We start from the raw sequence: 4,280 nt of genomic DNA, 5'->3' as shown, positions 1-4,280 counted from the left end.
AGCTTCCTCGATGCCCAGGCTTACGCGAATTGGCTGTCGGCAAAAACGGGTGAAACCTGGCGGCTGCCCACCAACGTAGAGTGGGCCTATGCAGCTAGCGAGCGGTTTCGGCCCGACATCGAGGGGGGCGACGGCGACCCGGCGGATCCGGCGAGGCGATGGCTCACCCAATACCGCAACGAGGCGGCGCTCGGCCGTAAAGCGGATCCTGAACCGCGTCCTCTCGGGGCATTCGGAATCAACTCAAAGGGCGTTGCGGATATTGCCGGCAATGTCTGGGAATGGACATCGACTTGCTACGCCCATGTGACGATGACCAGCGATGGCGTTGCCAGTTCGCTCACCAATTGCGGCGTGCACGTTGTGGAGGGGTTCCACCGCACCTACATGTCGAACTTCATCCGCGACGGCAAAAGCGGCGGCTGCGCGGTCGGAACTCCGCCGGACAATCTCGGGTTTCGCCTGGTCCATGAACGCGGCGACTTCCTGCAGGCCGCGCTTCGCCGATTGGGCCTCACCTGACTGCCCCACAAAAAGGAACTTAGATGACTTCGAAGCCGGCCCTGCTTGACAGAGTTCGCCCCGTCGCCGAACAGCCCCTGGCCCGCCCCGGCGTGGACCCGGCCTCGATCGGGGTGCTGGTGCGCGAGTTCTATTCCAGGGTGAGAAAGGATGAGCGGCTCGGGCCTATCTTCGCCCGGGAAATCGCCGGTGACTGGGAGCCCCATCTGGAGAAGATGACGGACTTCTGGTGTTCCGTCATCTTGAAGAGCGGCGACTACCATGGCCGGCCTGTGCCGGCCCATCTGAAGCTCAAGGACGTGACCGAAGCAGACTTCGGGATTTGGCTGGCTCTCTTCGGCGAGACGGCATCCCGCCTCTTCGCTCCCGAGATCGCGGCGGTGTTCGTCGAGCGGGCGGAAAGGATAGCGACGAGCCTCAAGCTCGCCATGTTCTTCCACCTCGTCCATGCCGCCAGAGACGTTTCGGGAAAAGTGTGAGCGGTCAGGTTCGCACCCCTCGCCATAGCCGTTCGTTCACAATTTTCTAAAACAGCGGGATGGAGCGGTTTCGCCGTTTCCTTGCTCCAAGTGACCGGCAAGCAGGGAGCAATCCACCGAGCTGACATCCGGTTTGATTCCGCGCATGGACTGTGATGGACTGTAGCTGTTCGAGCCCCTGATTTCCGCGATGATCCTCAATCTTTTCGTCGGCACGATCGTCATCAGCCTGACGGTCCTGATCCACACTTTCGGCCTTATCGCGATCACTTACGTGATGTCCCGACTCGTTGCGCTGTTCCGGATGCACGGGAGGCGCAGCCGGGTCATCGCCATGATCACGGTCGTGATGGGGCTTTTCGCTGTCATGACGGCGGAAGTCTGGCTATGGGCCGGGATCTACCGGCTGCTCGGAATCTTCAGCGATTTCGAGACGGCGCTTTACTTTTCGACCATCACCTTTTCGACGGTCGGATATGGCGATGTCGTGCCGGCTCATGGCTGGCGCGTGCTGGCGGCCCTGGAAGGCATCAACGGCTTTCTGCTGATCGGCTGGTCGACAGCCTATCTGATCGCGGCTGGGACCCGTGTCGGGCCGTTCAGGGTGGGCGAGCATTTCTGACCCGCTGCCTGAAGCCTATTCAAACCGCCACCGAATGCCTGCCGGTTCCGTTGCTGAGGTATTTGTCGAATTTCGCCGCCACCGTGCGGACAAGCGGACGGCTTGCCGCCGGCACGACGAAGTTCTCGCCTTCCAGCCGAAGAAGCTGGCCCGCCCCGCCGATGGCCAGTCGGCTCGCTTCGCAAAGCAGCCTTTGGCCGACATTTCCAAAGCGGTCGACAAGCTCCACCGCCGAGAAGGCGAAGTTGCACATCAGGCGCTCGATGACCCAGCCACGCGCCTCATCTTCGACGCTGAATTCTATGCCGCGCGCTATCGCCAGCTCTCCCGAATCCACGGCTTTCTGGTATTCACCCGTCGCAACGATGTTTTGTGCATGGCCCTGGCGATACCGGCTGATCGACGAGGGGCCGAGACCGATCAGGGTTTCGCACTGGTCCTCGGTGTAGCCCTGGAAATTGCGGCGGATCTTGCCGGCGCGGGCGGCAACCGCCAGCGTGTCCCCGGGCTTCGCGAAATGGTCCAATCCCAATGCCTCGTAGCCGGCATCGACAATCAGCTGCGCGGCAAGCTGTGACTGCGCCAGGCGCGCGACGGAATCGGGCAGCCAGGCTTCATCGATCATCGTCTGATGCTTCTTGAACCACGGCACATGCGCGTAGCCGAACAGGGCAAGCCTGTCCGGCGCCAAGGTCAGCGCCTGGGCAACGGTCGCCGCGACGCTCTTGCCGGTCTGATGCGGCAGGCCGTACAGCAGGTCGAGGTTGACGGATGTGACGCCCCGCGCCCGCACCGCATCGACAATGCTCTTGGTCAGCGCGAAACTCTGCTCGCGATTGATCGCCTTCTGCACCTTGGGATCGAAATCCTGGACACCGAGGCTCGCCCTTGTCATGCCGATCGCGGCAAACGCGTCCAGCCGACCCTCATCCATGTCGTTCGGGTCGATCTCGACGCTGAGGCTGGCATCGTCGAGGAAGTCGAATTGATCCCGCAACGCCTTTCCGAGCATGAGGATGTCGTCGGGCTTCAGCATTGTCGGGGAGCCGCCACCGAAATGAACGGCGCGGACCCTGCCGCGGCCGCTGACGAGGCCGCCGACCGTTTCGATCTCCTTGTGGAGCGAGCGAAGGAAAGTGGCCACGGGCGCATAGTGACGTGTCTGCTTGGTATGGCAGGCACAGAACCAACATAAGCGGTCGCAATAGGGGATGTGCAGATAAAGCGATATCTCGTCATCGCCTTCGAGAGCGTCCATCCACCCGCGAACCGTGACCGCGTCAACGCCCGGATGAAAATGCGGCGCCGTCGGATAGCTCGTGTAACGCGGCACGCTGTCGCCGGGGCTCACGGTCGGAGCTGGGCGCGGCGGATCTATGGGAGCGGCGGGCGGGGTCATGACGGTCAAACTGCCCGAACGACGCCGGCGAAACCTTGATCTCGATCAAGGCGACTCAGGTCGAAGCCGGCGCAGATTGCCGCTCCTATTTGACCATGGGCGTCGCAATGACCGCCAGACAGGATGTTCAACAGGCCGACGTCCCCGCAATTTGCAAATCCTGCGAAGCGCGGCAGGATGGATTATGCAGCGCCTTCAACGCCCGCCAACTCGCCGAGTTGGCCAAAGCCTCGTGCAGGCATGAGGTTCCGGCAGGCACGGAACTGCCCAACGACGAAACCTACTCCAACCTTCTGTCCGGCGTGGTCAAGCTCACGAGAAATCTCTCGGATGGTCGTCAGCAGATTGTCGGGTTCCATTTCGCGCCCGATTTCCTGGGCAGGCCGTTCGAGGCGAAGAAGCCGATCAGGGCCGAAGCCTTGACGAATGTGGCGCTCTGCTCGTTTCCAAAGGCAATCATCGAGCGGATGACAAACGAGATGCCGGAGCTTGGACGTCTGCTGCTGAAGCATACGCTGAACGAGCTCGACGAAGCACGCGACTGGATGGCGGCGCTGGGGCGCAAGACCGCGTCCGAGAAGGTCGCAAGCTTCCTCCTCATGGTCGCCAGAAACACCGATCCCGCGCACCATCCGGCGAGCCCGATAAGCTTCGACCTGCCGCTGACACGCACCGATATCGCCGATTTTCTCGGGCTGACCATCGAGACGGTCAGCCGGGAATTGTCCAGGTTGCGGTCCGACGGCACGATCCGGATCGTCAACAAGCGGCAGATCAGCCTCGCAAGCATGGCTCAGCTCGAGGAACGCTGCGGCGACTGAGCGGCGACGATCCTCCTGCGAGCCTTCGCTTTGCTTGATACCACCAAGGTCCCAAGGTTCGGCCTTGCAGGTCGTTTCGCTGGCGTCCCTGCCTGAAGCGGGATCAGTTTCCGACGCCCTCCAAATAAAAGCAGTGCGCGTTTGACCTGGATCAAGGCCGGGGGGCCGGGAAATCTCGAAAAGGTGCCTCGGGCGGGTATTTCCGCCGGAACTTTCGAGACGAGATCGGGGACTTGCGATGAAATTTGGCACGGAGATCGTCCTTCTAAGCCTGTTCGCCTTTGGCGCCCTCGTAGCCGCCGGCTTCGGGGTGGATGAACCTTTTCGCCAGCACATGTGGGTTTTGTTCTTGGCCGTGGCTGGATTCTCCGCGGTCCTGCTGCGCACTACGGATTTCAAGCCCGCGGCGCCGATCGACCCATCCGCCTACATGGATG

The 4,280-nt window shown here is 61.9% G+C and carries 5 protein-coding genes and 1 pseudogene; 5 read left to right on the top strand and 1 reads right to left on the bottom strand.

The annotated features are described in order from the left end of the window. From EOA28_RS26585 to EOA28_RS26575, 3 genes are all read left to right on the top strand, one after another. On the top strand, positions 1-522 hold a 522-nt coding region (locus EOA28_RS26585; RefSeq protein ID WP_148670863.1), incomplete at its 5' end, for an SUMF1/EgtB/PvdO family nonheme iron enzyme. Positions 523-545: 23 nt separating this feature from the next. Beyond that, positions 546-1,001, top strand: coding sequence for a group III truncated hemoglobin (locus EOA28_RS26580; RefSeq protein WP_127250431.1), 456 nt, complete (start codon positions 546-548; stop codon positions 999-1,001). A 190-nt stretch (positions 1,002-1,191) separates the two neighbouring features. Then, entirely contained in the window at positions 1,192-1,623 is a 432-nt protein-coding gene (locus EOA28_RS26575) for an ion channel (RefSeq protein ID WP_126079227.1), read from the top strand. 19 nt (positions 1,624-1,642) lie between these two features. On the opposite strand, the gene hemN is transcribed toward EOA28_RS26575, so the two are convergent. Beyond that, positions 1,643-3,022, bottom strand: a complete 1,380-nt coding sequence (gene hemN, locus EOA28_RS26570) for an oxygen-independent coproporphyrinogen III oxidase (protein WP_127250430.1) — start codon at positions 3,020-3,022, stop codon at positions 1,643-1,645. 107 nt (positions 3,023-3,129) lie between these two features. Between hemN and EOA28_RS26565 the strand changes: the two genes are divergently transcribed. Then, positions 3,130-3,843 carry a Crp/Fnr family transcriptional regulator gene (locus EOA28_RS26565; RefSeq protein WP_127250429.1) on the top strand — a complete coding sequence of 238 codons (714 nt, stop codon included), beginning with the start codon at positions 3,130-3,132 and terminating at the stop codon, positions 3,841-3,843. Positions 3,844-4,081: 238 nt separating this feature from the next. Further along, positions 4,082-4,280 (top strand): annotated as a pseudogene (locus EOA28_RS26560) (cytochrome-c oxidase, cbb3-type subunit I); the annotation flags it as partial.

Source organism: Mesorhizobium sp. M2A.F.Ca.ET.067.02.1.1, assembly GCF_004023285.1.
Lineage (GTDB): Bacteria > Pseudomonadota > Alphaproteobacteria > Rhizobiales > Rhizobiaceae > Mesorhizobium.
The sequence above is the reverse complement of the archived record's forward strand: the minus strand, read 5'-3'. Positions and strand labels throughout refer to the sequence as shown.

Excerpts from the sequence above, each read along its gene's own strand:
- EOA28_RS26565 (WP_127250429.1), top strand. The coding sequence starts at position 3,130 with ATGACCGCCAGACAGGATGTTCAACAGGCCGACGTCCCCGCAATTTGC.
- EOA28_RS26575 (WP_126079227.1), top strand. The coding sequence starts at position 1,192 with ATGATCCTCAATCTTTTCGTCGGCACGATCGTCATCAGCCTGACGGTC.
- EOA28_RS26580 (WP_127250431.1), top strand. The coding sequence starts at position 546 with ATGACTTCGAAGCCGGCCCTGCTTGACAGAGTTCGCCCCGTCGCCGAA.
- hemN (WP_127250430.1), bottom strand. The coding sequence starts at position 3,022 with ATGACCCCGCCCGCCGCTCCCATAGATCCGCCGCGCCCAGCTCCGACC.